Raw genomic sequence first — 24799 nt, 5'->3', positions numbered from 1 at the left:
TGCGGAGCTGCGTAGCAGCGTCTCGAGGGATGAGGCCCGCAGTGGGGCCTCATGGTTCGAGACGGCGCCAAGGGGCGCCTCCTCACCATGAGGAGCCACATCCAGCATGACCCGACGCAAGTGAGATGGACCCATGAACTTCGACGATACCCCGCAGGAAGCCGCTTTCCGCGAGACCGCGCGCGCCTGGGTCGCCGCCAACGCGCCGAAGGAGCTCGAGGAGGAGCTGGCGAGCTCCTCGCTCGGCCGGATCCGGCTCAAGCACGCCGACATCGTCGAGGTCGGCAAGGCCTGGCAGAAGAAGAAGTCGGACGCCGGCTGGGCCTGCCTGCACTGGCCGAAGGACTATGGCGGCCGCGGTGCGACGCCGATCGAGCGCGTCATCTGGCAGCAGGAGGAGGGCGTCTACGGCAAGCTGACGCAGCCGTTCCAGATCGGCGAGGGCATGTGCGGCCCGACGGTGATGGCCTATGGCAGCGAGGAGCATAAGCGCCGCTATCTGCCAAAGCTCGCCTCGGGCGAGGAGATCTGGTGCCAGCTGTTCTCAGAACCCGCCGGCGGCTCCGACGTCGCGGGCCTGCGCACCCGCGCCGAGAAGCGCGGTGACGACTGGATCATCAACGGCCAGAAGATCTGGACCTCGGGCGCGCATTACTCCGATTATGGTCTGCTGATCACGCGCACCGATCCCAACGTGCCCAAGCACAAGGGCCTGACGATGTTCTTCCTCGACATGAAGAGCAAGGGCGTCGATATCAGGCCGATCAAGCAGGCCAACGGCATGCAGGAGTTCAACGAGGTCTATTTCACCGACGTGGTCATTCCGGACAGCCAGCGCCTCGGCGCGGTCGGCGACGGCTGGAACGTGTCGCTGACCACCCTGATGAACGAGCGCATGTCGATCGGCGCGCGGCTTGCGACCGGCTTCCCGGAGATGTTCGCGTTCTGCGCCAACCTGATGACCGAGAACGGCCTCGCCATCGACGATCGCGCCACGCGCTCGAAGCTTGCGTCCTGGGCGGTCAAGGCCAGTGGCCTGAAATACACGAGCTACCGCGCCATCTCCGCGCTGTCCAAGGGCGAGCGGCCGGGACCGGAGAACTCGATCGGCAAGCTGGTCGCCGGCGTGATGCTGCAGGACATCGCGACCTATGCGATGGACCTCGAAGGCGGCGCCGGCGTGCTCACCGGCGCGGACGAAGCGGAGACGCAAGGCCAGTTCCAGCAGATGCTGCTCAGCTCGCCGTCGATGCGGATCGCCGGCGGCACCGACGAGATCCTGCGCAACATCATCGCCGAGCGCGTGCTCGGCCTGCCCGGCGATATCCGCGTCGACAAGGATGTGCCGTTCAACAAGGTCCCGACACGCGGGCGGACTTGAACCCTCATCCTGAGGAGCTGCGCAGCAGCGTCTCGAAGGATGAGGCCCGCCCAGGCCTCACGGTTCGAGACGGCGCTGCGCGCCTCCTCACCATGAGGGGGACCCATCGGTCGTAGTGAGAACCATGTCATGCCAGCAGATGCCGAAGCCGTACCGACCGACGCCATCTCCATCCTCGAAGACCTCATGGCCGCGCGCTTCTCCTGCCGCAGCTTCCGGCCTGAGCCGGTGCCGCGCGCCATCATCGAGCGCATTCTGACGGCTGCGCAAAAGACCGCGTCCTGGTGCAACAGCCAGCCCTGGCGGGTCGAGATCACATCCGGTCCGGCGACCGAGGCGTTTCGCAAAGTGATGTACGCGGCGGCGTCGGGCGGCAAGCCGCCTTCGGGCGACTTTCCGTTTCCGCGCGAATACAAGGGCGTCTATCTCGACCGCCGTCGCGAGAGCGGCTTTCAGCTCTACAACGCGCTCGGCATCGAACGCGGCGACAAGGCCGGCTACGCCCGGCAGGCGCTGGAGAACTACAACTTCTTCGGCGCGCCGCATGTCGCGATCATCCACAGCGACGAGGCGCTCGGCACCTATGGCGCGATCGATTGCGGCGGCTATGTCACGAGTTTCATGCTGGCGGCGCAGGCGCTCGGCGTCGCCACCGTGCCGCAGGCCGCGCTGGCGTTTCATTCCGACGTGGTGCGCAACCATTTCGGGCTCGGTGACGACCGCAAGGTCGTCTGCGGCATCTCGTTCGGCTATCCGGACCTCGACCACAAGGCCAATTCCTATCGGACCAGCCGCGCCGCGCTCGCGGAAACCGTCCGCTTCGTGGACGAATAGAGCCGGGGCGACAGCCGAAGCGGTCTGAGTTCCGTCTGATAGAACCGGGGCGGCGTGCTGTACCGGCATCGCCTCCGACGTGACCGCCGTGCGCTTCATCCAACCGTCAAAGCCGCTCCGGAAATCAAGGCCTTGCCGATGCTATTGATAACTCCGGTCAACACGGGCGCGGCAATGTGGGCAATGGGGAAGGAACTTTGGACCGCTCTAGTGGCTGCTATCGGACGATTTGGGCGCGCATTTTTCCTTGAGCTCATGGGCTTCAAGCAATGATATTGACAAAATTCTTTCTAACATTTTGAGTTGCATTGCCCGAGCGTCTACGATGCAGAATTGCAGCCGCTCGATGATCTTCTCAATTGAAGGCTCAGTCACGGTTCAAAACCCGAAGTGTCAGCGATGGATTCCATGAACACGCCGTCCAACCTTTGCGCCCTCGAGGTGGATGAGGCGACGCTCCTCGGTCACCGCCTCTTGAAGGCCTTCCACCGACTGAGGCTGACGCGGCACCGGGAGCAGCTCATTGCGCTGGCTGAGCGGCTGCTGGAGCATGAAGAAAGATATCCGGCAGGGCCTGGCGGTTGACCTCTTCGAGACCCTGCCAGGTCAGCGTCGGCCGCGTCAGGCCGATCTGCTTGCACAGCGATTGCCACGTCGTCTCGTCACAATCGACCAGGACGGCCATCACCGACATCCCGTCCATCATGTGCGGCACCCCCAGCGGGCGCGCCTTCCAGCCGCACTTTTCGAACCGCGGCAGCCACCACGTTTCGAGCACGATCGAAAAGCCCGTGAGCCCGATCGATATGCCGTATTCCATGATGGCGGTGAGCAGCAGCAGGTCGACACGCGGACCGGCGTGCTCGCCGCGGCGCTCCGGAACCACGAAGATGCGTGACAGTTCGTAGACGTCGGGCCGCTGAACCGGCCCGCGCAGATTGAGGTAGGGAAAGATGTCGCTCATCAGCGTCGGCAGCAGCGTGGGCACTGCACGCATCGCGCCGATCAGCTGGCCGTTGTCGATGCAGAACAGATAGACGGCATCCTCGGTGTCGAACTGATCGATCTCGCGTCCGTCCGGCCGGTCGAGGTCCATCCACTTGCGCTGTTTGACGTAGATATCGTGGCGCAGCCTGAAATAGGGATCGAAATATTTCTCGTAGAGCGCGCGATTATCTTTTCGGACGACATGAATCTCCGGCATCGAACCCCCCGGTCGCTTAAACCAACTTGGGGTTTGCAGATTGCTGATGTGCTCGAATTGATCCAGTGGGAAAAACGCCAGATCAGATCGCGATCTCGCCGTTGACAAGAGCGGTCGCCACCGTCGCGGTCTTGTTCTTGGTCTCGAGCTTGCGCTGGGCTTCCTCGAGATGCCAACGAACGTTGCGTTCGGAGACGCCGAGGATGCGCGCCGTCTCCCAGGCGGTCTTGCCGCGCGCCGCCCAGCTCAGCACCTCGGCCTCGATCCGCGACAGGCGGCGGGCCTGCCCGCTCGCCGCCGCGCGCGCCAGCGCGCGCAGCCGTGAATGCGTGAAGATGCTGATGAGATGCAGCGCGCCTCTTGCGTCCGGAGCAAGATTGGGATGCTCGCCCGCGATGCTGACCGCGCCGACCGCATCGTCGTAGTGGATCGGCACGCAGAAGCCCTCGTGCAATCGGAAATCCCGCGCCCGCGTCATCACCCGATGCGCACACGGTTCGTCATCGCGATCATAGGGTGCCTCCGACCACGCAAAGGGATTCAGGGTCGACATGCAGTGCCGGGGAATCGGATCGTGGCGATGAAACTGCTCCCGGCCATAGATGTCGAACCATTCCCTGGGCCAGCCATTGGCCAGGATCGTCTGCTGCAGGGATTGGCCCGCCACCGGGACGCCCGCCATGATGTAGGCGTGGAACCCGAGATCGCCGATCATCTTCTCGAACTGGGAGAGCACGCTGGCGCTGGTTTTCGACGCTTCGATCGCATCGACGTAGTCCAGAGCCCGTCGTCCCCAATACGCGTCTATCACTTGCATGTGAAAGTCTCCGCCCAAGGCCAAGCTAGCCGCGGACAAAAGGCTGTCAACCGCAAATTGGGTCTTTACGTCGATAGTTCGTTGAACGTGTGCCGGCACACCGGCTGCATACATCTGCTTTGCATACAAAATCTCAGCAAATCGCCGCAGGACTGCGCTCAGAATTTCGGTGGTCGCTTCTCTGCAAACGATTTCATGCCTTCGCTGATCTCTGCGCCCCGCATGCTGTCCCGATGCCTGCTTCGCGCCGCCGCCTCGTCGAGCGCACCGCGCGCAAACTCATTGATGGCGCGCTTCATGCCGCGCATCGCCGTCGGTGCGTTGCCGGCCAGGATCGTCGCCAGACGCTCGACCTCGGAATCGAGGGCGTCGGCAGCGACCATGGAGGTGAGATAGCCGATGCGCAGCATCTCGCGCGCGTCGATCTTCTCCGCGGTGAGGAACAGTCGCTTGGCATTGTCGATGCCAAGACGAGAGACGTAGCGCTTGATGCCGCCCGGGTAGTAGTGAAGTCCAAGCCGTGCGGCCGGCATGAACATCTCGCCGGTGTCGATCCCGATGCGGAAATCGCAGGCCAGCGCGAGGTCGGTCGAGCCGCCATAGACCCCGCCATTGATCCGGCAGATCGTCGGCAGAGCCAAGTCTTCGAGCCGGTCGACCACCGCCTCGAACGACGGCGTGGACTGACCTTCCGTCTCGCTGCCCGGCGCCGTGCCGATGGCGCCGAGATCGAAGCCGGCGCTGAAGGCGCGCCCGGTGCCGGTCAGCACCAGCACGCGCAAGTCGGGGTCGGCCTCGACGCGGTCGAACAGAGACAGCAGCGCGACGAGATCCTCCGGCTGCAGCCGGTTGAGGTGGCGCGGCCGGTTGAGACGGATCGTGGCGCGCCGGCCCTCGATCGTGAGCTGGGGCGTACTCGGCGCGTCCTCGGTTGCGCTGGTCCGGTTCGTCATGTCCTGTTCTCCAAGGTTCGGCGCACGGCCTCGGTATCGATGCTCTGCGCCAGATCAGGGTGGCGTGCCATCAGCACGCGAAAGTCGACGAGATCGAGCACCAGCAGCTTCGACAGGCTGGTGGTGACGATGTTGGCCGAGCGCAGATTGTTCCCGAGCAGAGCCATCTCGCCGAAGAACGCGCCCTCGCCGAGCCGGATCTTCTTGCTGGGCAGGTCGACCTCGACCTCGCCGGCGGCGATGAAATACATGCAGTCGCCCGGCTCGCCCTTGCGGATCACGGTCACGCGCGGCGGCAGGTCGATCGAGCGCAGCATCTGGGTCACGTCGGCGAGCGTCGACGGCCCCAGAGTGGCGAAGAACGGCACTTTGCCGACCAATTCCCACGTCTTCAGGAAGTTGTCGCGGCGGGTCTCGGACGCGAAGCTCGTGGCCAGGATACCCGTCCATAGGCCGAACACGCCGAGCCCCGAGATCATCACCATGGCCGCCACGAGCCGCCCCAGCGGCGTGATCGGTACCACGTCGCCATAGCCGGTCGTGGTGAGGGTGACGACGGCCCACCACATGGCTGAGGGAATGGTGCCGAAGGTTGCCGGCTGGCCGTCATGCTCCAGCGCATATTCGGCCACCGAGCCGAGAAACAGCACCAGCAGGAACAGCACCAGCACCGCCAGCAGCGGGCGCGCCTCGACCACCATGACGCGGCGAAGCCGGCGCAAGCCGGGCACCCCGGAAATGACCTTCAGCGCCCAGGTGAACGCCAGCAACCACGCGGAGCGCGGCTCGACGCCCGCTGCCAGTGCAACGGGAACGGCGAGCGCGGAGGCGGTGTCCACCAAGCCGCGCCCGGAGGTGAGATAGGCGCGGGCCCGGTGCACCCGCGCCGCCGCCTGAACCCGGCCCCCCCATTCGGCGACGAAGAAGGCAAGGCATCCCCATAGCAGGGCATAGATCCAGCGGTAAGCCGCCGCATAGGCCGCGTCCTGCGTCAGCAGGACCATCGCGGTCGTGCCGAGCAGCATGACTGCGTAGGCCGCTCCGGTCATGTCGCGTCCGGCCGAGGCGGCGACGAACGTCGCCAGGGCAGGAGGTAATGGCGGTTTGGCCATGGGAAAGCAGGCGCCTGTGGTTGACGAGTCTGGGGGGAGGGGGTCGCGCCGGCAAAGTGCCCCGAGCGGGGAACCTCCGTCAACGATGCCGGCGGGGTCGCGGCGAGGCCTGCGTCCGGCGAACAGTTGCCCGGGCCGATCAGCCGTTCGGCGCCGGCCGGGAATTTTGCAGGCCCGGCTCAAATACCGGTTCAATCGTCGTCTGTTCGCCGTATATCAAAAGCCGGCGCGGACACACTAAATTTGGGCAAGAAGCGGCCGGACCACGCCTCCGCCCGCCCGCGCAGCAAGAGTCTGGTTGATCCCGATGGATACCTCTCACCTGGTCGAACATGCAGGCGCCGCCGGCAGCCTCTTCGCCTCGATCTTCGTGGTCGCCACGCTGTCGATGCGGACGATGATCCCGCTGCGCATCTTCGCCATCCTCACCAACATCGTGCTGATCGCGACCGCACTGCCGATGCACAATTATCCCGTGCTGGTGCTGCACGGCGTGCTGCTGCCGCTGAACAGCTATCGCCTGCATCAGATGCTGCAGCTGGTCCGCGACGTGAAGCAATCGGTCAACAGCGACCTGTCGATGGAATGGCTGAAGCCGTTCATGACGGAACGCAAATGCGGTCCCGGCGAGGTCCTGTTCTACAAGGACGAGAAGGCCGACAGCATGTACTACATCGTCAGCGGCCGTTTCCGGCTGGTCGAGTCGGGCATCGAGCTGCCGGTCGGTGCCATCGTCGGCGAGTTCGGCATGATCTCGCCCTCCAATACGCGCACGCAGACGCTGGAATGCGTCGAAGGCGGCCAGATCCTGTCGGTGTCCTACGACCAGGTCGAGCAGCTCTACGTCCAGAACCCGGCGTTCGCTTTCTACTTCCTGCGCCTTGCCAGCGCGCGGCTGTTCCAGAACATCGAGACGCTCGAGCGGCGGCTGGCGCAGCAGGCCGCGGCGCCGGCGCCCGTCGCCAAATCGGCGTGATCCGGGGAGCCTCGATCACCGTGAAAAGCGTCCGCTCCTCGCTGCGCTATCTGCTCGCCGACCTGATCGGCGAGGACGAGGGCGAGCCGCCCTTTCTGCCCGTGGGTCTGCCGGACGCCGCAGCCCCGGCCGTGAGCGAGGGCATCCATCTCCTGATGGAATATCAGGGCGCCGGCTACGCGCAGCTCTACGTCGATCGCATCAAGCGCTTCGTTCGACGGTCGAACGTCGACGCCGTCACGCTGTCCGAGATCGCGCAGCTCCTGGCCGCGCGCATGGCCTATGAGGATCCGATCCGGATCGCGCAGCTGAAATTGCTCGACCTCGCAACACGGCGGAGCGGAGGCGGGCATGAGATCGACGACCTCAGGAGGTTCCGGCTCGACGAACTGATCGGCGTGTTGCCGCAGGCGCTGGCCGATTCGCTGCTCGCCGGCTTCGAGCAGATCGGCTGGCTCGGCCGCCGCCGGCTCACGGTGCGCTTCTCGACCCGGTCGCGTCTGCGGATCCGGCGCCTGCGCCTGATGGCCGGCCTGCGCCGCTGGCGGCTGCAGTCGGTGCGTTACGCCGAGGAGCGCGCCTGGGCCGAGCGCTGGCTGCACATGATCGCCCGGGCGTTGGACAAGCAGCCCGCCGCGGTGCATGCCGTGATCGCGACGGCCACGATGATCCAGGGGCAGGGGGACATCTACCGCCAGGGCCTCGCCGACTGGCACGCCATCATCGATGGCCTGGCCAAGCCGACCTTCGACGGCGTGCTGCCGATGTCCGATCTCGCCGCCGCCATTGCCGAGGCGCGCGGCGCCGCCATGCCCGATCCGCGCCAGGCCGCCCTGAAGCGGGCGATCGCCCAGATTCGTGCGCGAGCGCTGGACGCCGGGCCTAATAGCCATGCCGCGGAGTGAGTTCTCGCGGACCGGCCGAGCGCCGGAAGACGTTTGCGGTCGCGTAGGTAACCTTACCTCTCGCCGAAGCGGTGGGAAGGGTAGCAGAGTGTGATTTTGCGGTTCCCTTTCGCGTGCAATTCGCCATCAGAGATGTCATAAGCGACGCATACGCGTCGAATTGGCCGGGTATTCTCATCAGATTGCGCTGAACGCCTCCAGTTCCCGGTGCGTCCAAGGGTTAGTCGTAGCGAGAGCGTCAGCTTTGTCTTTTCCCGCTTTGTCGTCGCAGGTCCCGGTTGGTGCGCTGGTCGGCTGGATGCTGCTGCTCACCTTCAAGCATATCATTGGCGACTTCGTTCTGCAGAACGCCTGGATGGCCTACGGCAAGGACCAGCGGAAGGGATGGGCCCTGCCGCTGCTGGTGCACTGCCTGATCCATCTGGCCGTGGCGATGCTGCTGATCCTGATCGTCGCACCGAAATTCTGGTTCGTCGCGGTGATCGACTTCGCGATCCACATCACCATCGACCGCATCAAGGGCATCTGCTCGTCCCGCTTCGGCATGACCCTGGAACATCCCTGGTTCTGGACCCTGATCGGCGTCGACCAGGCGCTGCATCATCTCACCGGCTTCGGGCTCTCGATCTTCATGGCGGCCAACGGCTGAGCCGCCCGCCGGTACCTCCGGCCGGGTGGGGCATCGGGCGGCTGTCCCCACCTCGTGACGTCGTCCGGCATGGTTAACCGAACGTTAGCGATTCGCGTTGCATCCTTCATACAAGAGGATCCAACAATGTTTCCAAGCCGTAGTGCGTTCGACAGCGATGCCTGCCCGGTCGGCGAGGAACTTCTCGGCGCGCTCTATCGCGCCGACGACAACGGGCTGCCCGCGCTGGTCGAGAGCGTGTCGGCCGATGTCAGGGCGATGCTGGCGCTGTTCTGCTACCGGCGCACCCATCTGCATTCATTGGCGCTGGCGATCGCCTCGACCTGCAGCGAGCATGATCTGCTGCAATTCGGCGGCCGGGTCGGCACCGTGCTCTATGCGCAGTCGCGCAACGGCAGGAGCGGGCGGGCCAGCCCGCTGTCGAGCAAGAAGCCGATCTCGCTGTCGACCAAGCCGCTGTCGGCGGTCGCGCCGCTCGACGACGACATCGACGACGATCTCGCGCCCGCGACGGCCTGAGTCGCCGTCCCTCAGACGATCTCGGGCAGGCCGAACCGGCGCCGCGCCATCGCGCATTCGGCGTCGCCCGGCATGCAGGTCCGGCACACGTCGGGCCGGATCGTGTAGATCCTGCAGGCGACGGCCTGCGCGATCTTGCCCTCCAGCGCGCAGCAGCGGTCGCCCTCGCAACGCATGCCCGACAGCCGGTCGTTGACCAGCTCGGCCGGGATGAGGTCGAGCGCGGCATCCTCCTCGATCGTGAAGCGCGGCCAGTTCGCGGAATAGGCGCAGCAGGCGCCGCAGCTCTGGCAGGGGCTGATCTCGGTCTGATCAGACATCTTTCGGGACCTCCCACACCAGGCTGCGCCGCCATTTGGCACGCAACGCCTCGCGCCTTTCTGGATATTTGTCGTCGAGATAGTCCGCCTCGACCACGCGGTCCGTCCTGAAGCTGCGGAAGTCGCGGCGCAGCTCGCACCAGGCGGCGAGGATGCGCACGGCGTCATGATAGCCGATCGCGATCGGCCAGATCACGCGCTCGCTCTCGCGGCCCTGCTCGTCGCGGTAGCGCAGCTTGATCTTGCGGCCCTCGTGGATCTGCGTGCGCGTGCGCGCCATGTCGATGCGGTCGGGCTCGCGCATCCACGGCCGCGGTGCGCGGCTCGCCGGCTCCAGCACGAACGGCCTCAAGCGCTCCGGCACGGTGTCGGCGATCTTGGCCATCAGGTCCTCCGCCGCGCGCGCCAGCACCGGATCGGCATTGGCCGACACCCATTGCGCGCCGAGCACCGCGGCCTCGATCTCGTCCGGCGTCAGCATCAAGGGCGGCAGATCGAAACCCTTCTCCAGGATGTAGCCCATGCCGGCCTCGCCGCGAATCGGCACGCGCTGGCCGATCAGGGTGGCGATGTCGCGATAGATCGTGCGCTTCGATGTCTCGAGCTCGGCCGCGATCGCATCCGCCGTCAGCGGGCGGCGCGTGCGTCTCAGCACCTGGATGATCTGGAACAGCCGGTCGGCGCGTCTCATGGTGTGTCCTGCATGGGCCAGCCCCGGCCGATGCTGACAGGATGCTGGCAGCAGCCCGTCTTTATACCGAGCCCATACTGCATTGAAGGGGTGATGACGATGATGATGCTTTATGGCCTGGGCCTTGCCACCACGCTATTGCCGCTGCTGACACCATGGTGGCAGCAGCATCTCGCTAGCGTCCGACGCCTGCTCAGGAAGTCGGGAGTGCTGTCATGATCACGTTGTTCGGTCTGGGCGCGGGCTTCGGCCTGCCGGAGATCAGCCCGTTCGCCACCAAGACGGAGGTGCAGCTGAAGATGGCGGGCCTTGCCTACCGGAAGCAGCGGGCGATGCCGCCGGCCTCCCCCAAGGGGCAGCTTCCCTTCATCGACGATGGCGGCGAGCTGATCGCCGATAGCACTTTCATCCGCGCGCATATCGAGCGCAAATACGGCTACGATTTCGATCACGGGCTCGACGTGCGGTCGCGGGCGCAGGCCTGGGCGTTCGAGCGCATGATCGAGCACCATCTGTACTTCGCGCTCGTCGGCGCGCGCTGGGTCGATCCGGCCAACTTCGCCAAGGGGCCGGCGCACTTCTTTGACGGCGTGGCGGCCGACAGGCGCGAGAAGCTGCGCGAGGACGCGCAGTTCCGCGTCGCCGAGAACTACCTGATCTCAGGGCTCGGCCGCCACGCGCCCGACGAGGATGTCGATCTCGCCGCGCGCTCGCTGCGCGCGCTGTCAGTGCAGCTCGGCGACCGGCCCTATCTGATGGGCGATCGTCCGTGCGGCACCGATGCGACGGCGTTCGCCGTTCTCGCCGGCATTCTCACGCCGTTCTTCGAGTCCGAGCTCCGCCGGCGTACCGAAGGCTTCGGCAATCTCGTGGCCTACGTCGACCGCCTGATGGCGACGTATTTTCCGGAGTTCGACTGGGGCAGGGCGGCCGAGGCGGCGTGAGCTTGGCGGCCGCTTCCAGCTGCTTGTTTCGTCATTCATGGAAACCCAGCTGTCATCGCCCGCGGGCGATCCAGTACGCCGTGACATTTCGGTCGAATCTCCTCTGCCGCGGAGTACTGGATGCTCCGCCTTCGCGGAGCATGACAGCTGTGGCTGTGGCGAAAGCTCAACCCGGAAATAGTCCGAGGTTCCAAGGAACGCTCATCTAAACGGAGGGCTCGTTCTCGCCTTTCAACTGCGCCACCTCCGCCTCCAGCTCCGCGATCCTCGCATCGCGAACAGCGAGCGCTTCGGCGACATCTGCCGCATCGAACTTCTGCGGGATGTGCTGCGGGCAATTGGTGTCCCAGGCCGTGATCGTGAACAGGATCACCTGCTCGGGGCGGGCCTTGTAGCCCCTCGGCATCAGCGATTCCATCAGCGCCGCATCGTCCTCGACCACGCGGGCCGTCCCCCAGATCTTCACCCGGCGGCGGTGCGCGTAGTCCATCACGAAGATATAGGCCTTGGCATTCTCCGACAGATTGCCCTGGGTGATGTATTGCCGGTTGCCGCTGTAGTCGGCGAATGCCAGCGTGTGGCTGTCGAGCACCTTGAGAAAGCCCTTCGGCCCGCCGCGGTGCTGGATGTAGGGCTGGCCGTCGGCCGAGGCGGTGGCGAGATAGAAGCTGGTGGCTTCGGCGAGGCGGCCGGCGAGATCGGCGTCGACCTCGTGGCGCCAGCCGTGGGCCTGCTCCATCCGGGCATAGCCCTCGCGTGATCCCTTGCGCGTCTGGATCGTCTTCACGGCCGGAGAGAACGCGACGTCCGCTGGCGCCTTGATGGCTGTCTGGGTCATGGCAATGACTCCTTGTCGATGCGGCAATGATCGTCGCCGCGCCGCCAATATGGTCCGGATCGCCTCCCGACATAATCTGGCCGGTTGACACGAGATCGTTGCAGATGATGCAATAATCCCATGGACCGCATCGACGCCATGCAGGCTTTCGTCACCGTCGCCGAGCTCAACGGCTTTGCACCGGCAGCCCGCCGGCTGAAGCTCTCGCCATCGGCGGTGACGCGGCTGGTCGCCGGGCTCGAAGAGCATCTCGGCGTCCGCCTGCTGCAGCGCACGACGCGCTCGGTGACCTTGACCGATGCCGGGCGGCGCTATCTCGAACGCATCCGGCGCATCCTGGCCGATCTCGAGGAGGCGGAGCGCGCCGCCGAGAGCGAGCGGCTGCAGCCGGCAGGGCGGCTGGTGGTCTCCGCCCCGGTCGGCTTCGGTCGCTTGCACGTCGGTCCGGCGGTGTCGGCCTATCTGGGCCGCTACCCCGAGGTCTCGGCCGAGCTGCGGCTCGAAGATCGCATCATCAACCTGGTCGAGGACGGCATCGACTGCGCCGTGCGCATCGGCCATCTCGGCGATTCCTCTCTCGTGGCCCGTCAGGTCGGACATATGAGGCGGATCGTGGTCGGCGCGCCCGCCTACTTCAAGGCCCATGGCGAGCCGCGCACGCCCGAAGCGCTGGCGACGCATCAGACCATCCAGTTCGGCCCCGAAGCGGAATGGCGCTTCGTGAAGGACGACAGCGAGCAGCGGATCGCGATCAGCCCGCGGCTCGTCACCAACAATGCCGACACCGCGATCCAATATGCCGAGGCCGGCGGCGGGGTGACGCGGGTGCTGGCCTATCAGGCCGCGGAGGGCTTGCGCGCCGGCCGCCTCAAGCGTGTGCTGGCGAAATACGAGCCGCCGCCGCTGCCGATCCACATCGTGTTTCCGAGCTCGCGGCTGCTCTCCGCCAAGGTGCGCGCCTTCATCGATCTGGTCATCGCCACCTGCGACTGGCGCTTCGGCTGACGCCCATTGTCGTCACGCCGTCTTCGGCACCACGCGGAACGTCGCATTCGCCCGCGCGATCACGGCCTCGTCGGCGAGCACCAGGCTTTGCACGAAGCACACCGTGCGGCCGCTCTTGATGACGTCGCTCTCGACGCTCAGCCACTGCCCGATCCCGGCGCTGCCGATGTAGTCGACCGCGAGATTGATCGTCACCAGCGACGTCTCCCAGCCCAGCGCCTGGGCGCAGCTGTAGCCCATCGCGTTGTCGGCGAGCGCGGCAATCAGGCCGCCATGGATCAGCCCGCGCGAATTGGTGTGCGGGGTGGCGAGCCGCAGGCCGAGGATGACGGCCTTGTCGGTCGTCTTGGCGTAGAGCGGCTCCCAGGGATCGGTGAACGGGCTCTTGCGAAAGTGCGGCTCGAAGCCGGCGGGAATGCTGCTCATGCGCGTCTCGATCATTGGCTGGCGATATCGGCAGTGAACGACGTCTGCGCGCGTTTTGCACCGCCTACAAAGTTTCAAACGTGTTTTGCGTGGGCGTTTGAAACGGACCGCGCCCGACATCGCCGGGCCTGTCCGACCGCTCCTGCGGCAATTTCGTGGTGCGCTGATGAAGCCGTGCAATTTCGGGTGCAACGGAAATCCTTAACGTGTTAATGAAATGCCGTGCGTCTGCAACTTTCGTCTGCCAGACTTGCATCGGCTGAAGCGATAGGCTCCGCTTGCACGTGCAGTGCGGGCCAGCCCGCCGCGGCGCTTGCAATGATGTTTATATGCTATAACAATGAAGCAAAGGGCCCTCGAAGGCCCGCGGAATGAGGAGACGATCCCGATGAGGAAGACGCTTCTGGCGTTGGCGCTGGCTGCCGGTGTGACGACCCCCGCGCTTGCGCAGGACAAGACGTTCGATCTGAAGATCTCGCACTGGGTGCCGGCCAGCCATCCGCTGCAGAAGGCGCTGGAGGATTGGGCCGCGTCGGTCGAGAAGGCTTCCGGCGGTACCATCAAGGGCAAGGTGTTTCCGGCCCAGCAGCTCGGCAAGGCGTTCGATCATTACGACATGGCGCGCGACGGCATCGCCGACGTCACCTACGTCAATCCCGGCTATCAGCCCGGCCGTTTCCCGATCATCGGCGCCGGCGAGCTGCCGTTCCTGATCTCCGACGCCAAGGGCGGCTCCGAAGGCCTCGACGCCTGGTACCGCAAATATGCCGAGAAGGAGATGAAGGACGTCAAATACTGCCTCGCCTTCGTCCACACGCCCTCGGCCTTCCACACCCGCACCAAGAAGGTCGTCGTGCCGGAGGACGTCAAGGGCATGAAGATCCGCCCGGCGGATGCGACCATCGCCAACTTCGTCACGGCGCTCGGCGGCACCAATGTGCAGTCCTCCGCGCCTGAAGTGCGCGACATCATCGAGCGCGGCGTGGCCGATGGCGTCACCTTCCCGGCCGGCTCGCTGGTGCTGTTCGGCGTCGACAAGGTCACGAAGTACCACATGGACGCGCCGTTCTACGTCACGACCTTCGTGTTCGTGATCAACAAGGACAAGTACAACCAGATGTCGGCTGGTCAGAAGAAGGCGATCGACGACAATTGCAACACGGAAGCGGCCGGCCGGGTCGGCGAGCCCTGGGGCAAGTTCGAGGACGCCGGCGTCGACAAGATCAAGGCGCAGCCGGACCAGGAGGTCTACAAGCTGACACCGGAGCAGACCGCGGCCTGGAAGAAGGCGGCCGATCCGCTGTTCAAGACCTGGGCCGACGGCGTCAAGAAGACCGGCGTCGACGCCGACGCGGCCATGACCGAACTGAAGGCCTCGCTCGCCAAGTACAACGCGCTGGCGCAGTAACGTCTTCGATCCAAACTGTTGCGCGGCAGACGGTGCGCCCCCTCTCCCCGTTCTTCACGGGGAGAGGGCGGGGGTGAGGGGCAGCCACGGGCACCGACCGTGCGGAGAGCCCCCTCACCCGGATTGCATCTGACGATGCAATCCGGCCTCTCCCGCACGCGGGGAGAGGCTGAGCACCGCCGGCTGCGCAGCAGCTCGCTTCCAAACATAAGCGCCAAACTTTCTGAAACGGGGACGCCATGCAGCGCGCCTACATGGATCGGATTATCGACGGGATCGAGTGGATCGCCGCGTTCTTCGTCGGCATCGTCGCGCTCGACATCTTCCTGTCGGTGCTGCTACGCAACACGCTGAACTATGCGATCCCGGATTCCTTCGACATCGGCCGCATGCTGCTCGGCATCCTGATCTTCTGGGGCATCGCTGCGACATCTTATCGCGGCACGCATATCACCGTGGACCTGGTCTGGGGCAATGTCGGCCCGCGCTGGCAGCGCTGGATCGACATCTTCGCCACCCTGGTGCTCCTGTTCGTCGTCACCGTCCAGACCTGGACCCTGTTCGACAAGGTGCGCGGCACCTATGAGGACAACGTCCTCACCTTCGATCTGCACATGCCGACCTGGCCGTTCTTCGCCATCGCCTGGATCGGCGACGTCTCGGCGGTGCTCTTGATCGCCATCCGAACCTATCGCCTGATCTTCCATCCCGAGGAGATTCATGACCCCCACGTCAAGGTCACGGAGTAGCGCCGCATGAGCACGGATGCGGTCGCCATCATCGGCTTCGTTTCACTGTTCGCGTTGATGCTGCTGCGCGTGCCCGTCGGCATGGCGATGGGCCTCGTCGGCGTCTCCGGCTTCGCCTATCTCGTCAACGGCACGGCGGCACTCAAGCTGGTCGGCCAGACCTCGATGCGCACGGTCACGGACTACACCTTCGGCGTGATCCCGATGTTCCTCTTGATGGGAACGTTCGTCTCCAACTCCGGCATGAGCAAGGAGTTGTTCCGCGCCGCCAACGGCTTCGTCGGCCATCTCAGGGGCGGGCTCGGCATCGCGACGGTGGCGGCCTGCGGCGGCTTCGCTGCGATCTGCGGCTCGTCGGTCGCGACCGCCGCGACCTTCTCGGCCGTGGCCTATCCGGAGATGCGCCGCTTCGGCTATCCGCAATCCTTCGCCACCGGCGTCATCGCCGCCGGCGGCACGTTGGGCGCGATGCTGCCGCCGTCCACCGTGCTCGCGGTCTACGGCATCATCACCGAGCAGGACATCGGCAAGCTGTTCATCGCCGGCATCATCCCGGGCCTGCTTGCGATGACCATGTACATGATCACCATCACGGTGATCGGCCGCGTCAGGCCGGACTTTCTCCCGAAGGGCGAGGCGCTGCCGTGGCGCGAGCGCATCAAGGGCCTCAAGGGCATCTGGGCGCCGATGCTCTTGTTCCTGTTCGTGATCGGCGGCCTCTACGGCCTTCCGTTCCTGCCGCGCTTCACGCCGACGGAGGCCGGCGGCGTCGGCGCCACCGGCGCCTTCCTGATCGGCCTGGTCACCGGACGGCTGAACAAGGACAAGATCCTGGCCTCGCTGCTGCAGGCGACGCGCACGGCGGCGGCCGTGTTCACCGTGCTGATCGGCGCGCTGATCTTCGGCTATTTCCTCACGGTGACGCAGACGCCGCAGAAGGTGACCGAATTCCTCACCGGCCTCGGCCTCGGCCCCTATGGCGTGCTGGCGCTGATCATGGTGATGTATCTCGTGCTCGGCTGCCTGATGGACGCCATGGCGATGATCATCCTGACGGTGCCGATCATCTTCCCCGTGATCTCGCATCTCGGCTTCGATCCGATCTGGTTCGGCGTCATCATCGTGATGACGGTCGAACTCGGCCTGATCCATCCGCCGGTCGGCATGAACGTGTTCGTGATCAAATCAGTGGTGAAGGACGTGTCGTTCTCCACCATCTTCAAGGGCGTGCTGCCGTTCGTCGCCACCGACCTGATCCGGCTGGTGATCCTGATCGCCTTCCCGCTGCTCGCCACCTGGCTGCCGCAACAGATGATGAACCGATGACGACGCCCATCCTCGAGACCCGCTACGTCTTCACCCTCATTGTCTCGATCGGCGACGTCACTTCGGCCGGCGAGACCGGCATCGGCGTGCGCCGGATCATCCCGATCATCGGCGGCGAGGTGAAGGGGCCGGGTCTGGACGGCGAGGGCGTCAGCGGCCGGATCTGCGCCTTCGGCGCCGACTTCCAGATCATCCGTCCCAGCGAGCTGATCGACCTCGAAGCCAAATACGCCTTCGAGACCGACGACGGCGCGACCATCTATGTCGAGAATCGCGGCATCCGCTTCGGGCCGGTCGACCTGCTGCAGAAGCTCAAGCGCGGCGAGCCGGTGGATCCTGCGCTGATCTACTTCCGCACCCACCCCCGGTTCGAGACCGGCCACGACAAATATCGCTGGCTGATGCAGCACGTCTTCATCGGCTCCGCCGCCCGCCACGCCGATCGCGTCATCATCGACGTGCATGTGGTGCTGTAGGCCGGGCTGGCTGCGCAGAGTCATCGCATCGAGCGGTCTGAGCATCGAGCGGTCTGAGCTCGCCGTCGCCTGTCTCCACGCCGTCATGGCCGGGCCTGTCCCGGCCATCCACGTGGTTCTGCATACTCCGAGGGACGTGGATGCCCGGGACAAGCCCGGGCATGACGGAGTAGCTGGCTGAAGCGGTCGTTCGTCGCGACAGCTTCGTATTCGGGAAGACCTACGACTAATCCTCGTCGTCCCAACCCGCCCGGCCATAGCCGCCGTGGTCGCAATTGCGGTCGCGGTAAGCCGGCACGTAGCGGTGACGCTCATAGCCGTAGCCGTCATACGCCGCGTCGCGGTAGTGCGACCGGTAGACTGGCGCAGGCTCATACGCCTGCGCTTCCGACGCCGCCGCCAGCGCGCCGCCAATGAGAGCTCCGGCCACCAGCCCGCCGAACAGCGCCGCGTTGCGGCCGTCATGCGCCTGGGCCGGTGCCGCGCCGGTGAGCAGGGTGGCGGTCACGGCGAGCGTGGCAACGCCGCCGGCGAGAGATGTCTTCAGCGAAACCATGGTCCCCTCCATCGGGAAGTGTGGTGACCGTGACGTTCTACAGGGCGCGCTTTGAAGCCATGCTGAATGCGATGTTGTCGGCCATTCATGTGCAAAGCCGACCTCGGTGCCCCGGCCCGGCAGCCTGCTACGACACATGGTGTCGTCCCTGCGAACGCAGGGACCCATAACCACCGGCTTCAGTAGGACGATGATTGGGAGTGATGTCTCACCGATAAATTCCGCGGTATGGGTCCCTGCGTTCGCAGGGACGACAGGCGAGCGTGTCGAGGCAACGATGATCCATCGATCGTCATATTCTGAAAAAAATAAATCTCTTGCGTATTTTCAAAAACCGTGATTGTATCCCTCATCCCGTCCCAAGCAAGGGGCGTAGCGCGCGATCGTCACGACACGCGGGGCGGGGAGCGATGGCCGCGGTTTGCCGCAGCGCGTCTTCGGGCGCGCGGACGAACGGCATGGCGCGGACGTGAAGTCGTGTGGTCCTGACCTCCCGGTGCCGAGGTCAAGTGGGCGTCGCGCAAGCGCGGCGTCGGCGACGGGGTCAATCAGCCGGTCCCCGGGGAGAGCACGAAGTAAGCGTGAAGACCGTCGCGCAGGGAAGGCCGGGCGTTCCTGGCTGCACCTGTGGTACCTGCCGCCTGCATTTTTTTTCGCAGGCGGGCCGCAGGCGTCAGCCGGCGCCTGGCCTTCCCTGCGCCCTCTCACATGAGGGTGAACGAGACCGGCAAACCCCGGGCGTGATTTCGCCGCGGGAATGCCCGATCATGCCATTTGCCTTTGCGCCGATGCGCCTTACGATGCGGCGCGCCGGAGACGTCGCGTAGTTCGTCTCGTCCTTCATCTCGTCCTTCATCCTGGCGCCGTTCATTTCGCATTGCACAACACGTTCTCCCGGCCCGCGTGTTGACTCCTGCCGAGATCGTTATAAAACATAACTATTCTAACAGGACACAATCAAGCGATGGGAAACGCCGACACCGCCACGCCAGCGGCCGATCCGTCTCTGCTGCAGATCGAACAGCAGGGCGCCGTGCTGACGATCGGGCTCAACCGTCCCGCCAAGCGCAATGCGCTGAATGACGGTATCATCCTCGCGATCGGCGAGTGCTTCACCAGCCTGCCAGAGGACGTCCGTTGTGTGGTGATCCACGGCCTCGGCGACAATTTCTCCTCGGGCCTCGATCTCTCCGAACTGCGCGAGCGCGATGCCACCGAAGGCCTGGTGCATTCGCAGATGTGGCACCGCGTGTTCGACCGCATCCAATATTGCCGCGTGCCTGTCATCGCCGCGCTGAAGGGCGCCGTCATCGGCGGCGGCCTCGAGCTCGCCTGCGCCGCGCACATCCGCGTCGCCGAACCCTCGGCCTATTTCGCGCTGCCCGAGGGCCAGCGCGGCATCTTCGTCGGCGGCGGCGGCTCGGTGCGGCTGCCGCGCCTGATCGGCGTCGCCCGCATGATGGACATGATGCTGACCGGCCGCGTCTACTCGGCGACCGAAGGCTCGTCCTACGGCTTCGCGCAATATCTGGTCGAGGCCGGCGCCGCGATGACCAAGGCGATGGAGCTGGCGGCCAAGATCGCGGGCAACGCGCCGCTGACCAACTTTGCCGTGCTGCAGGCGCTGCCGATGATCGCGGAAGCCAATCCGCAGACCGGCCTGCTGATGGAATCGCTGATGGCCACCGTCGCGCAGAGCGACAAGGAGGCCAAGGGCCGCATCCGCGCCTTCCTCGATCACAAGACAGCCAAAGTGAAGCCGACGTGACATGACCGCGCAAACAACAAAAATCACACAGGGAGGAACGGACAACACGGCGCGGAGCGCCAGTGTTCATCCGTTGCGCGCCATCTCGTTCAACGATCCCGTCGTCAACGTCGAGCGCCGCGACGACGGCACCATCTACCTCCGGCCGACCCAGCCGCTGGGCGATTTCCCGCTGCGGATCACCGACCGGCTGCATCATTTTGCCAAAACAGCACCCGAGCGCGTGTTCATGGCCGAACGCGTCGGGCCCGAGGGCTGGCGCGAGCTGAGCTACGGCACCTTGCTGGCGGCGAGCCGGCACATTGCCTCGGGCTTGCTCGCCCGCGGCCTGTCGCCGGACCGTCCGGTGATGATCCTGTCCGGCAATTCGATCGATCATGCGCTCGTCGCGTTCGGCTCGCTCTATGCCGGCGTGCCGTTCTGTCCGGTGTCGCCAGCCTATTCGCTGGTGTCGCGCGACTACGGCAAGCTCGCCTATCTGATGAAGCTGCTGACGCCCGGACTCGTCTTCGTCGACGACGCGGACAAGTTCGCCGATGCGCTGATCGCCAACGTGCCCGAGGGCACCGAGATCGTGGCGTCGTTCGGCGAGGTGCCGGGCCGCAAGATCACGATGCTGTCCGAGCTGATCGCCTCGCCGCTGTTTGCCGGCCTCGATGCCATCCATGACAAGATCGGCCCGGACACGATCGCGAAATTCCTGCTGACCTCGGGCTCGACCGGCAATCCCAAGGCCGTCATCAACACCCAGCGCATGATCTGCGCCAACCAGGTGATGATCCGCGAGACGCTCGCCTTCCTGAAGGACGAGCCGCCTGTCATCGTGGACTGGCTGCCGTGGAATCACACCTTTGGCGGCAACCACAATATCGGCCTGACCTTGTTCAACGGCGGCTCGATGTATCTCGACCAGGGCAAGCCGGTGCCCGGCGGCATCGAGGAGACCGTGCGCAATCTGCGCGAGATCTCGCCGACGGTCTATTTCAACGTCCCCAAGGGCTACGAGTCGCTGCTGCCGTATTTCCGCGAGGACCCGAACCTGCGGAAGACCTTTTTCCGCCGGCTGCACGCGATGTTCTTCTCCGGCGCCGCGCTCGCGCCGCATGTCTGGAACGAGCTCGACGAGCTCTCGGTGTCCGAGACCGGATATCGCGTTCCGATGCTGACTGGCCTCGGCTCGACCGAGACCGCGCCGTTCTTCATGTCGGTCAATCCGCGCACCAGCCGCTCCGGCCACGTGGGTTTGCCGGTGCCGGGCAACGAGGCCAAGCTCGTGCCGAACAACGGCAAGCTCGAGGTCCGCGCCAAGGGGCCGAACGTCACGCCGGGCTATTGGCGGCTGCCGGAGGTCTCGGCCGCGGCATTCGACGACGAGGGCTACTACAAGATGGGCGATGCGCTGAAGCCCGTCGATCCCGCCGACTTCAACGCCGGCTTCGATTTCGACGGCCGCGTCGCCGAGGACTTCAAGCTGGCGAGCGGCACCTGGGTCTCCGTCGGCCCGCTCAGGGCTCGCTTCGTGGCGGCGTGCGCGCCGCTGGCGCGCGACGTGATCATCGCCGGCATCAACCGCGACGAGATCGCCGCCATCGTCGTGCTCGATCTCGACGGCTGCCGCCTGATCAACGCCACCCTGCCGTTCGACGACCTCGCCGTCACCGCCGCCGATCCGCTGATCCGCGACGCCTTCCGCACGCGGTTTGCGAAATTTCTCGGCACCGCGACCGGCTCGTCGACCCGGATCACCCGCGCCGTGCTGCTGGGAGTGCCGCTGTCCATCTACAAGGGCGAGGTCACCGACAAGGGCTCGATCAACCAGCGCGCCGTGCTGGAGAACCGCAAGGACCTGATCGAGCGCATCTACGCCGCGACGCCGGACGACGACATCATCGTCGCCGGCTGATCGGTGCATTCAAGGGAGAGACGACCATGTTGTTGAAGGATCAGGCCGCCATCGTCACCGGCGGAGCCTCCGGCCTCGGCGCCGCCACCGCCCGCAAGCTCGCTGCCCAGGGCGCCAAGGTCGCGGTGTTCGACCTCAATGCCAAGCTGGCCGAAGAGGTGGCCGCCGAGATCAGGGGCGTGCCTGTTGTCTGCGACGTCTCCGACGCGGCCGGCGCCGAAGCTGCCGTCGCCAAGGCGGTCGAGGCGCTCGGCCAGCAGCCGCGGGTGCTGGTGAACTGCGCCGGCATCGGCGTCGCCAAGCGCGTCGTCGGCCGCGACGGCCCGATGGCGCTCGCCGATTTCGAGAAGGTCATCAAGGTCAACCTGATCGGCTCGTTCAACATGCTCCGTCTGGTCACCAACGGCATGACCAAGCTGGAGCCGCAGGCGACCGGCGAACGCGGCGTCGTCATCAACACCGCCTCCGTCGCCGCCTATGACGGCCAGATCGGGCAATCCGCCTATTCGGCGTCGAAGGGCGGCATCGTCGGCATGACGCTGCCGATCGCGCGTGAGCTGGCGCAGTTCGGCATCCGCGTGCTGACCATCGCGCCCGGCCTGTTCCTGACGCCGCTGCTCGCCAATCTGCCGCAGGAGGCCCAGGACTCGCTCGCCGCCGCGATTCCCTTCCCGCGCCGCCTCGGCCACGCCGACGAGTTTGCGGCGCTCGCGCTGCACATGGTCGAGAACCCCTATCTCAACGGCGAGGTCGTCCGCCTCGACGGCTCGCTGCGCATGGCGCCGAAGTAGGTTTGAACGTTCGAATGAGTTCGGTCGCCGGCCACGAGCACGCTCCCAGCCTCTCCCCGCGTGCGGGGAGAGGCCGGATTGCATCGCCAGATGCAATCCGGGTGAGGGGGGCTCTCCGCACGGTCGGTGCGTGTGGCTGCCCCTCACCCCAGCCCTCTCCCCGCAAGGACGGGGAGAGGGAGCGCACCGACGTCGCGGTGTAAGCGAGGCCAAAAACATGTTCGTCAACCGCCGCGACGTGCAGATCCAGTGGGGCGACTGCGATCCCGCCAACATCGTCTACTATCCGCGCTACTTCGCGATGTTCGACGATGCGACCTCGGTGATGTTCGAGGCGGCGGGCTTCTCCAAGCAGGACATCGTCCGCCGCTACGGACTGGTCGGCATTCCCATGGTCGACACCCGCGCCAAGTTCTACATCCCCTCGACCTATGGCGACTGGATCACGATCGAAAGCCGGATCGAGAGCATCAAGCGCTCGTCCTTCGACGTCACCCACAAGGTGTTCAAGGGCGGGGCCCTGGCGCTCGAGGGATTCGAGACGAGGGTGCTGGTCGGGCGCGACCCGTCCGATCCCGACAAACTGAAATCGGCGCCGTTCCCTGCGGAGATGCGAGCCAAGTTTCTAGGGGAATGAGGTGCGGCAATGGGTGCGACATGCGACCGTCTTAAGGATGTTCAGCCGTCGTGCTTTGGTCGACTGGTGAGAGGTATTGTTCTCGTGTTCAATGCCGGTACAACTTTGGACACATGTCGGCGAAGAAGGCGCGCCCCGCGGGGGGTGCGCAAGACGGCAAACAGGATCGGCGGATCACGAACTGAGCCGAAAAGAGCGAGAGGGAGGACAGAATGAAGAAGGCCTATCTGGCGGCGGCTGGCGTCATTGCGATGCTGGTGTCCGCACCGGCGTTGGCGCAGACCAGCGAGATCACCATCGGTATCACCACCACGACGACCGGCCCGGGCGCCGCGCTCGGCATTCCCGAGCGCAATGCGCTCGAATTCGTGCCGAAGGAGATCGGCGGCGTGCCGCTCAAGGTGATCGTGCTCGATGACGGCGGCGATCCGACCACGGCAACCACCAACGCGCGCCGTTTCGTCACCGAATCCAAGGCCGACATCATCATGGGCTCGGCGCTGACCCCGCCGACCATCGCGGTGTCCAACGTCGCCAATGAAGCCGGCATCCCGCATTTCGGCCTGGCGCCGTTTCCGGTCACACCGGAGCGGACCAAGTGGTCGGTGGTGATGCCGCAGCCCGTGCCGATCATGGGCAAGGTGCTCTACGAGCACATGAAGGCGCACAACATCAAGACCGTCGGCTACATCGGCTATTCCGATTCCTACGGCGACCTCTGGTTCAACGACCTGAAGAACCAGGGCGTGCCGATGGGCATCACCATCGCCGACGAGGAGCGCTTCGCCCGTCCCGACACCTCCGTCACCGGCCAGGTGCTCAAGCTGGTCGCCGCCAATCCCGACGCGGTCCTGGTCGGCGCCTCCGGCACCGCTGCCGCCCTGCCGCAGACCGAGCTGCGCGAGCGCGGCTATACCGGCCTGATCTATCAGACCCACGGTGCAGCCAGCATGGACTTCATCCGCATCGCCGGGAAGGCGGCGGAGGGCGTGATCATGGCCTCGGGCCCGGTGATGTCGCCGGAGACGCAGGCCGATGACGCCTTGACCAAGGCGCCGGGCATGGAGCTGAACAAGGCCTATGAGGGCAAGTATGGCCCGAACAGCCGCAGCCAGTTCGCCGGCCATTCGTTCGATGCCTTCGAGATCCTCAAGCGCGTGATTCCGGTGGCGCTGAAGACCGCCAAGCCCGGTACGCCTGAGTTCCGCGAGGCCATCCGTCAGGCGCTGCTGACCGAGAAGGATCTGGCGGCCTCGCAGGGCGTCTACAACTTCACCGAAAAGGACCGCTCCGGCCTCGACGACCGCGCCCGCATCATCCTGACCGTGAAGGACGGCAAATACGTCCCGGCGCAATGAGCTTCGCGGACCATATCAAGATCAGCAAAGGCCGGCTCAGTGAGCCGGCCTTTCGGCTATCGAGACCCCAATTTTGATTGTTTTGCCGGGAGCCCCGCCATGATCCCCGCCAACGGAGCCAGCCGGCTCCGCATCCTCATCGCCGCCGCGCGTGCGCGTGGCCGCCTGACGGCGACCGGCGGGTCCCGGGTGCTGAAGCGCGAGATGGTCGACGTCGGGCTATCGCGGGAGGCGCCATGCTGAGACGGCGCCG

At 65.5% G+C, this 24799-nt stretch carries 27 protein-coding genes; 18 read left to right on the top strand and 9 right to left on the bottom strand.

Translation table 11 applies throughout. The annotated features are described in order from the left end of the window. Nucleotides 1-133 precede the first annotated feature (133 nt). Complete coding sequence (locus tag ACQR1B_RS09245) at nt 134-1381, top strand: acyl-CoA dehydrogenase (protein WP_434832294.1); 1248 nt, start codon at nt 134-136, stop codon at nt 1379-1381. A gap of 186 nt (nt 1382-1567) precedes the next feature. Next, nucleotides 1568-2215 carry a nitroreductase gene (locus tag ACQR1B_RS09240; protein WP_434832327.1) on the top strand — a complete coding sequence of 216 codons (648 nt, stop codon included), beginning with the start codon at nt 1568-1570 and terminating at the stop codon, nt 2213-2215. Between the two features lie 520 nt (nt 2216-2735). Here ACQR1B_RS09240 and ACQR1B_RS09235 read toward each other — a convergent pair. The 4 genes from ACQR1B_RS09235 to ACQR1B_RS09220 all read right to left on the bottom strand — a co-directional run bounded on the left by ACQR1B_RS09235 (nt 2736) and on the right by ACQR1B_RS09220 (nt 6301). Continuing rightward, nucleotides 2736-3419 (bottom strand): acyl-homoserine-lactone synthase, encoded by a 684-nt coding sequence (locus ACQR1B_RS09235; protein WP_434832293.1) that lies wholly within the window; start codon nt 3417-3419, stop codon nt 2736-2738. Between the two features lie 82 nt (nt 3420-3501). Continuing rightward, nucleotides 3502-4236, bottom strand: coding sequence for a LuxR family transcriptional regulator (locus tag ACQR1B_RS09230; protein ID WP_434832292.1), 735 nt, complete (start codon nt 4234-4236; stop codon nt 3502-3504). Nucleotides 4237-4394: 158 nt separating this feature from the next. Beyond that, nucleotides 4395-5189, bottom strand: a complete 795-nt coding sequence (locus ACQR1B_RS09225) for an enoyl-CoA hydratase/isomerase family protein (RefSeq protein ID WP_434832291.1) — start codon at nt 5187-5189, stop codon at nt 4395-4397. Continuing rightward, nucleotides 5186-6301, bottom strand: coding sequence for a cyclic nucleotide-gated ion channel (locus ACQR1B_RS09220; protein WP_434832290.1), 1116 nt, complete (start codon nt 6299-6301; stop codon nt 5186-5188). Before ACQR1B_RS09220 ends, ACQR1B_RS09225 begins: the two co-directional genes overlap by 4 nt. Nucleotides 6302-6608: 307 nt before the next feature. Here ACQR1B_RS09220 and ACQR1B_RS09215 point away from each other — a divergent pair, with 307 nt between their 5' ends. The 4 genes from ACQR1B_RS09215 (at nt 6609) to ACQR1B_RS09200 (ending at nt 9350) form a co-directional block, all read left to right on the top strand. Then, a complete protein-coding gene (locus ACQR1B_RS09215; protein ID WP_434832289.1) occupies nt 6609-7277 on the top strand; it encodes a Crp/Fnr family transcriptional regulator in 669 nt (222 codons plus the stop codon). 20 nt (nt 7278-7297) lie between these two features. After that, a complete protein-coding gene (locus ACQR1B_RS09210; protein ID WP_434832288.1) occupies nt 7298-8182 on the top strand; it encodes a DUF6537 domain-containing protein in 885 nt (294 codons plus the stop codon). 298 nt (nt 8183-8480) lie between these two features. Further along, the gene (locus tag ACQR1B_RS09205) at nt 8481-8831 is read left to right on the top strand and encodes a DUF3307 domain-containing protein (RefSeq protein ID WP_434832326.1); all 351 of its coding nucleotides are present in this window, start codon (nt 8481-8483) and stop codon (nt 8829-8831) included. 126 nt (nt 8832-8957) lie between these two features. After that, complete coding sequence (locus ACQR1B_RS09200; protein ID WP_434832287.1) at nt 8958-9350, top strand: hypothetical protein; 393 nt, start codon at nt 8958-8960, stop codon at nt 9348-9350. Nucleotides 9351-9361: 11 nt separating this feature from the next. Here ACQR1B_RS09200 and ACQR1B_RS09195 read toward each other — a convergent pair whose 3' ends face one another. Together ACQR1B_RS09195 and ACQR1B_RS09190 are read right to left on the bottom strand one after the other, a co-directional pair. Further along, nucleotides 9362-9670: a YkgJ family cysteine cluster protein gene (locus tag ACQR1B_RS09195; protein WP_434832286.1), complete on the bottom strand. Its 309-nt coding sequence runs from the start codon at nt 9668-9670 to the stop codon at nt 9362-9364. Continuing rightward, entirely contained in the window at nt 9663-10361 is a 699-nt protein-coding gene (locus ACQR1B_RS09190; protein WP_434832285.1) for a helix-turn-helix transcriptional regulator, read from the bottom strand. Before ACQR1B_RS09190 ends, ACQR1B_RS09195 begins: the two co-directional genes overlap by 8 nt. Before the next feature lie 215 nt (nt 10362-10576). Here ACQR1B_RS09190 and ACQR1B_RS09185 point away from each other — a divergent pair, with 215 nt between their 5' ends. Next, nucleotides 10577-11305 (top strand): glutathione S-transferase family protein, encoded by a 729-nt coding sequence (locus ACQR1B_RS09185; RefSeq protein ID WP_434832284.1) that lies wholly within the window; start codon nt 10577-10579, stop codon nt 11303-11305. 205 nt (nt 11306-11510) lie between these two features. On the opposite strand, the gene ACQR1B_RS09180 is transcribed toward ACQR1B_RS09185, so the two are convergent. Continuing rightward, nucleotides 11511-12143, bottom strand: a complete 633-nt coding sequence (locus ACQR1B_RS09180; protein WP_434832283.1) for a pyridoxamine 5'-phosphate oxidase family protein — start codon at nt 12141-12143, stop codon at nt 11511-11513. 120 nt (nt 12144-12263) lie between these two features. Here ACQR1B_RS09180 and ACQR1B_RS09175 point away from each other — a divergent pair, with 120 nt between their 5' ends. Further along, nucleotides 12264-13148, top strand: a complete 885-nt coding sequence (locus ACQR1B_RS09175; RefSeq protein ID WP_434832282.1) for a LysR family transcriptional regulator — start codon at nt 12264-12266, stop codon at nt 13146-13148. Between the two features lie 12 nt (nt 13149-13160). Here the strand turns inward: ACQR1B_RS09175 and ACQR1B_RS09170 are convergent, their stop codons facing one another. After that, a complete protein-coding gene (locus tag ACQR1B_RS09170) occupies nt 13161-13574 on the bottom strand; it encodes a PaaI family thioesterase (RefSeq protein ID WP_434832281.1) in 414 nt (137 codons plus the stop codon). 388 nt (nt 13575-13962) lie between these two features. Here ACQR1B_RS09170 and ACQR1B_RS09165 point away from each other — a divergent pair, with 388 nt between their 5' ends. The 4 genes from ACQR1B_RS09165 (at nt 13963) to ACQR1B_RS09150 (ending at nt 17533) form a co-directional block, all read left to right on the top strand. Further along, the gene (locus ACQR1B_RS09165) at nt 13963-14982 is read left to right on the top strand and encodes a TRAP transporter substrate-binding protein (protein ID WP_434832280.1); all 1020 of its coding nucleotides are present in this window, start codon (nt 13963-13965) and stop codon (nt 14980-14982) included. Nucleotides 14983-15221: 239 nt separating this feature from the next. Beyond that, entirely contained in the window at nt 15222-15731 is a 510-nt protein-coding gene (locus ACQR1B_RS09160) for a TRAP transporter small permease (protein WP_434832279.1), read from the top strand. A 6-nt stretch (nt 15732-15737) separates the two neighbouring features. After that, the gene (locus ACQR1B_RS09155) at nt 15738-17057 is read left to right on the top strand and encodes a TRAP transporter large permease (protein ID WP_434832278.1); all 1320 of its coding nucleotides are present in this window, start codon (nt 15738-15740) and stop codon (nt 17055-17057) included. Continuing rightward, a complete protein-coding gene (locus ACQR1B_RS09150) occupies nt 17054-17533 on the top strand; it encodes a DUF3237 domain-containing protein (protein ID WP_434832277.1) in 480 nt (159 codons plus the stop codon). The genes ACQR1B_RS09155 and ACQR1B_RS09150 overlap by 4 nt, the downstream gene beginning before the upstream one ends. A gap of 226 nt (nt 17534-17759) precedes the next feature. Here the strand turns inward: ACQR1B_RS09150 and ACQR1B_RS09145 are convergent, their stop codons facing one another. Continuing rightward, on the bottom strand, nt 17760-18089 hold the full coding sequence (locus ACQR1B_RS09145; RefSeq protein ID WP_434832276.1) for a hypothetical protein: 330 nt from the start codon (nt 18087-18089) through the stop codon (nt 17760-17762). A gap of 964 nt (nt 18090-19053) precedes the next feature. On the opposite strand from ACQR1B_RS09145, the gene ACQR1B_RS09140 reads away from it, so the two are divergent. The 6 genes from ACQR1B_RS09140 to ACQR1B_RS09115 all read left to right on the top strand — a co-directional run bounded on the left by ACQR1B_RS09140 (nt 19054) and on the right by ACQR1B_RS09115 (nt 24789). Further along, nucleotides 19054-19857 (top strand): crotonase/enoyl-CoA hydratase family protein, encoded by an 804-nt coding sequence (locus ACQR1B_RS09140; protein ID WP_434832275.1) that lies wholly within the window; start codon nt 19054-19056, stop codon nt 19855-19857. Between the two features lies 1 nt (nt 19858). Further along, complete coding sequence (locus ACQR1B_RS09135; protein ID WP_434832274.1) at nt 19859-21760, top strand: feruloyl-CoA synthase; 1902 nt, start codon at nt 19859-19861, stop codon at nt 21758-21760. 26 nt (nt 21761-21786) lie between these two features. Then, complete coding sequence (locus ACQR1B_RS09130; RefSeq protein ID WP_434832273.1) at nt 21787-22551, top strand: SDR family NAD(P)-dependent oxidoreductase; 765 nt, start codon at nt 21787-21789, stop codon at nt 22549-22551. Between the two features lie 217 nt (nt 22552-22768). Then, nucleotides 22769-23188, top strand: coding sequence for an acyl-CoA thioesterase (locus ACQR1B_RS09125; RefSeq protein WP_434832272.1), 420 nt, complete (start codon nt 22769-22771; stop codon nt 23186-23188). Between the two features lie 212 nt (nt 23189-23400). Further along, nucleotides 23401-24546, top strand: coding sequence for an ABC transporter substrate-binding protein (locus ACQR1B_RS09120; protein ID WP_434832271.1), 1146 nt, complete (start codon nt 23401-23403; stop codon nt 24544-24546). Nucleotides 24547-24645: 99 nt separating this feature from the next. Continuing rightward, entirely contained in the window at nt 24646-24789 is a 144-nt protein-coding gene (locus ACQR1B_RS09115) for a hypothetical protein (protein ID WP_434832270.1), read from the top strand. Nucleotides 24790-24799 lie beyond the last annotated feature (10 nt).

The sequence above is a fragment of the Bradyrhizobium oligotrophicum genome, assembly GCF_051168495.1.
Lineage (GTDB): Bacteria > Pseudomonadota > Alphaproteobacteria > Rhizobiales > Xanthobacteraceae > Bradyrhizobium > Bradyrhizobium oligotrophicum_A.
Note: the sequence above shows the minus strand (reverse complement) of the source record. Positions and strands in the feature narration are given on the sequence as shown.

Coding starts and splice junctions, on each gene's coding strand:
- ACQR1B_RS09245 (WP_434832294.1), top strand. CDS start 134: ATGAACTTCGACGATACCCCGCAGGAAGCCGCTTTCCGCGAGACCGCG.
- ACQR1B_RS09240 (WP_434832327.1), top strand. CDS start 1,568: ATGGCCGCGCGCTTCTCCTGCCGCAGCTTCCGGCCTGAGCCGGTGCCG.
- ACQR1B_RS09235 (WP_434832293.1), bottom strand. CDS start 3,419: ATGCCGGAGATTCATGTCGTCCGAAAAGATAATCGCGCGCTCTACGAG.
- ACQR1B_RS09230 (WP_434832292.1), bottom strand. CDS start 4,236: ATGCAAGTGATAGACGCGTATTGGGGACGACGGGCTCTGGACTACGTC.
- ACQR1B_RS09225 (WP_434832291.1), bottom strand. CDS start 5,189: ATGACGAACCGGACCAGCGCAACCGAGGACGCGCCGAGTACGCCCCAG.
- ACQR1B_RS09220 (WP_434832290.1), bottom strand. CDS start 6,301: ATGGCCAAACCGCCATTACCTCCTGCCCTGGCGACGTTCGTCGCCGCC.
- ACQR1B_RS09215 (WP_434832289.1), top strand. CDS start 6,609: ATGGATACCTCTCACCTGGTCGAACATGCAGGCGCCGCCGGCAGCCTC.
- ACQR1B_RS09205 (WP_434832326.1), top strand. CDS start 8,481: ATGCTGCTGCTCACCTTCAAGCATATCATTGGCGACTTCGTTCTGCAG.
- ACQR1B_RS09200 (WP_434832287.1), top strand. CDS start 8,958: ATGTTTCCAAGCCGTAGTGCGTTCGACAGCGATGCCTGCCCGGTCGGC.
- ACQR1B_RS09195 (WP_434832286.1), bottom strand. CDS start 9,670: ATGTCTGATCAGACCGAGATCAGCCCCTGCCAGAGCTGCGGCGCCTGC.
- ACQR1B_RS09190 (WP_434832285.1), bottom strand. CDS start 10,361: ATGAGACGCGCCGACCGGCTGTTCCAGATCATCCAGGTGCTGAGACGC.
- ACQR1B_RS09185 (WP_434832284.1), top strand. CDS start 10,577: ATGATCACGTTGTTCGGTCTGGGCGCGGGCTTCGGCCTGCCGGAGATC.
- ACQR1B_RS09180 (WP_434832283.1), bottom strand. CDS start 12,143: ATGACCCAGACAGCCATCAAGGCGCCAGCGGACGTCGCGTTCTCTCCG.
- ACQR1B_RS09175 (WP_434832282.1), top strand. CDS start 12,264: ATGGACCGCATCGACGCCATGCAGGCTTTCGTCACCGTCGCCGAGCTC.
- ACQR1B_RS09170 (WP_434832281.1), bottom strand. CDS start 13,574: ATGAGCAGCATTCCCGCCGGCTTCGAGCCGCACTTTCGCAAGAGCCCG.
- ACQR1B_RS09165 (WP_434832280.1), top strand. CDS start 13,963: ATGAGGAAGACGCTTCTGGCGTTGGCGCTGGCTGCCGGTGTGACGACC.
- ACQR1B_RS09160 (WP_434832279.1), top strand. CDS start 15,222: ATGCAGCGCGCCTACATGGATCGGATTATCGACGGGATCGAGTGGATC.
- ACQR1B_RS09155 (WP_434832278.1), top strand. CDS start 15,738: ATGAGCACGGATGCGGTCGCCATCATCGGCTTCGTTTCACTGTTCGCG.
- ACQR1B_RS09150 (WP_434832277.1), top strand. CDS start 17,054: ATGACGACGCCCATCCTCGAGACCCGCTACGTCTTCACCCTCATTGTC.
- ACQR1B_RS09145 (WP_434832276.1), bottom strand. CDS start 18,089: ATGGTTTCGCTGAAGACATCTCTCGCCGGCGGCGTTGCCACGCTCGCC.
- ACQR1B_RS09140 (WP_434832275.1), top strand. CDS start 19,054: ATGGGAAACGCCGACACCGCCACGCCAGCGGCCGATCCGTCTCTGCTG.
- ACQR1B_RS09135 (WP_434832274.1), top strand. CDS start 19,859: ATGACCGCGCAAACAACAAAAATCACACAGGGAGGAACGGACAACACG.
- ACQR1B_RS09130 (WP_434832273.1), top strand. CDS start 21,787: ATGTTGTTGAAGGATCAGGCCGCCATCGTCACCGGCGGAGCCTCCGGC.
- ACQR1B_RS09125 (WP_434832272.1), top strand. CDS start 22,769: ATGTTCGTCAACCGCCGCGACGTGCAGATCCAGTGGGGCGACTGCGAT.
- ACQR1B_RS09120 (WP_434832271.1), top strand. CDS start 23,401: ATGAAGAAGGCCTATCTGGCGGCGGCTGGCGTCATTGCGATGCTGGTG.
- ACQR1B_RS09115 (WP_434832270.1), top strand. CDS start 24,646: ATGATCCCCGCCAACGGAGCCAGCCGGCTCCGCATCCTCATCGCCGCC.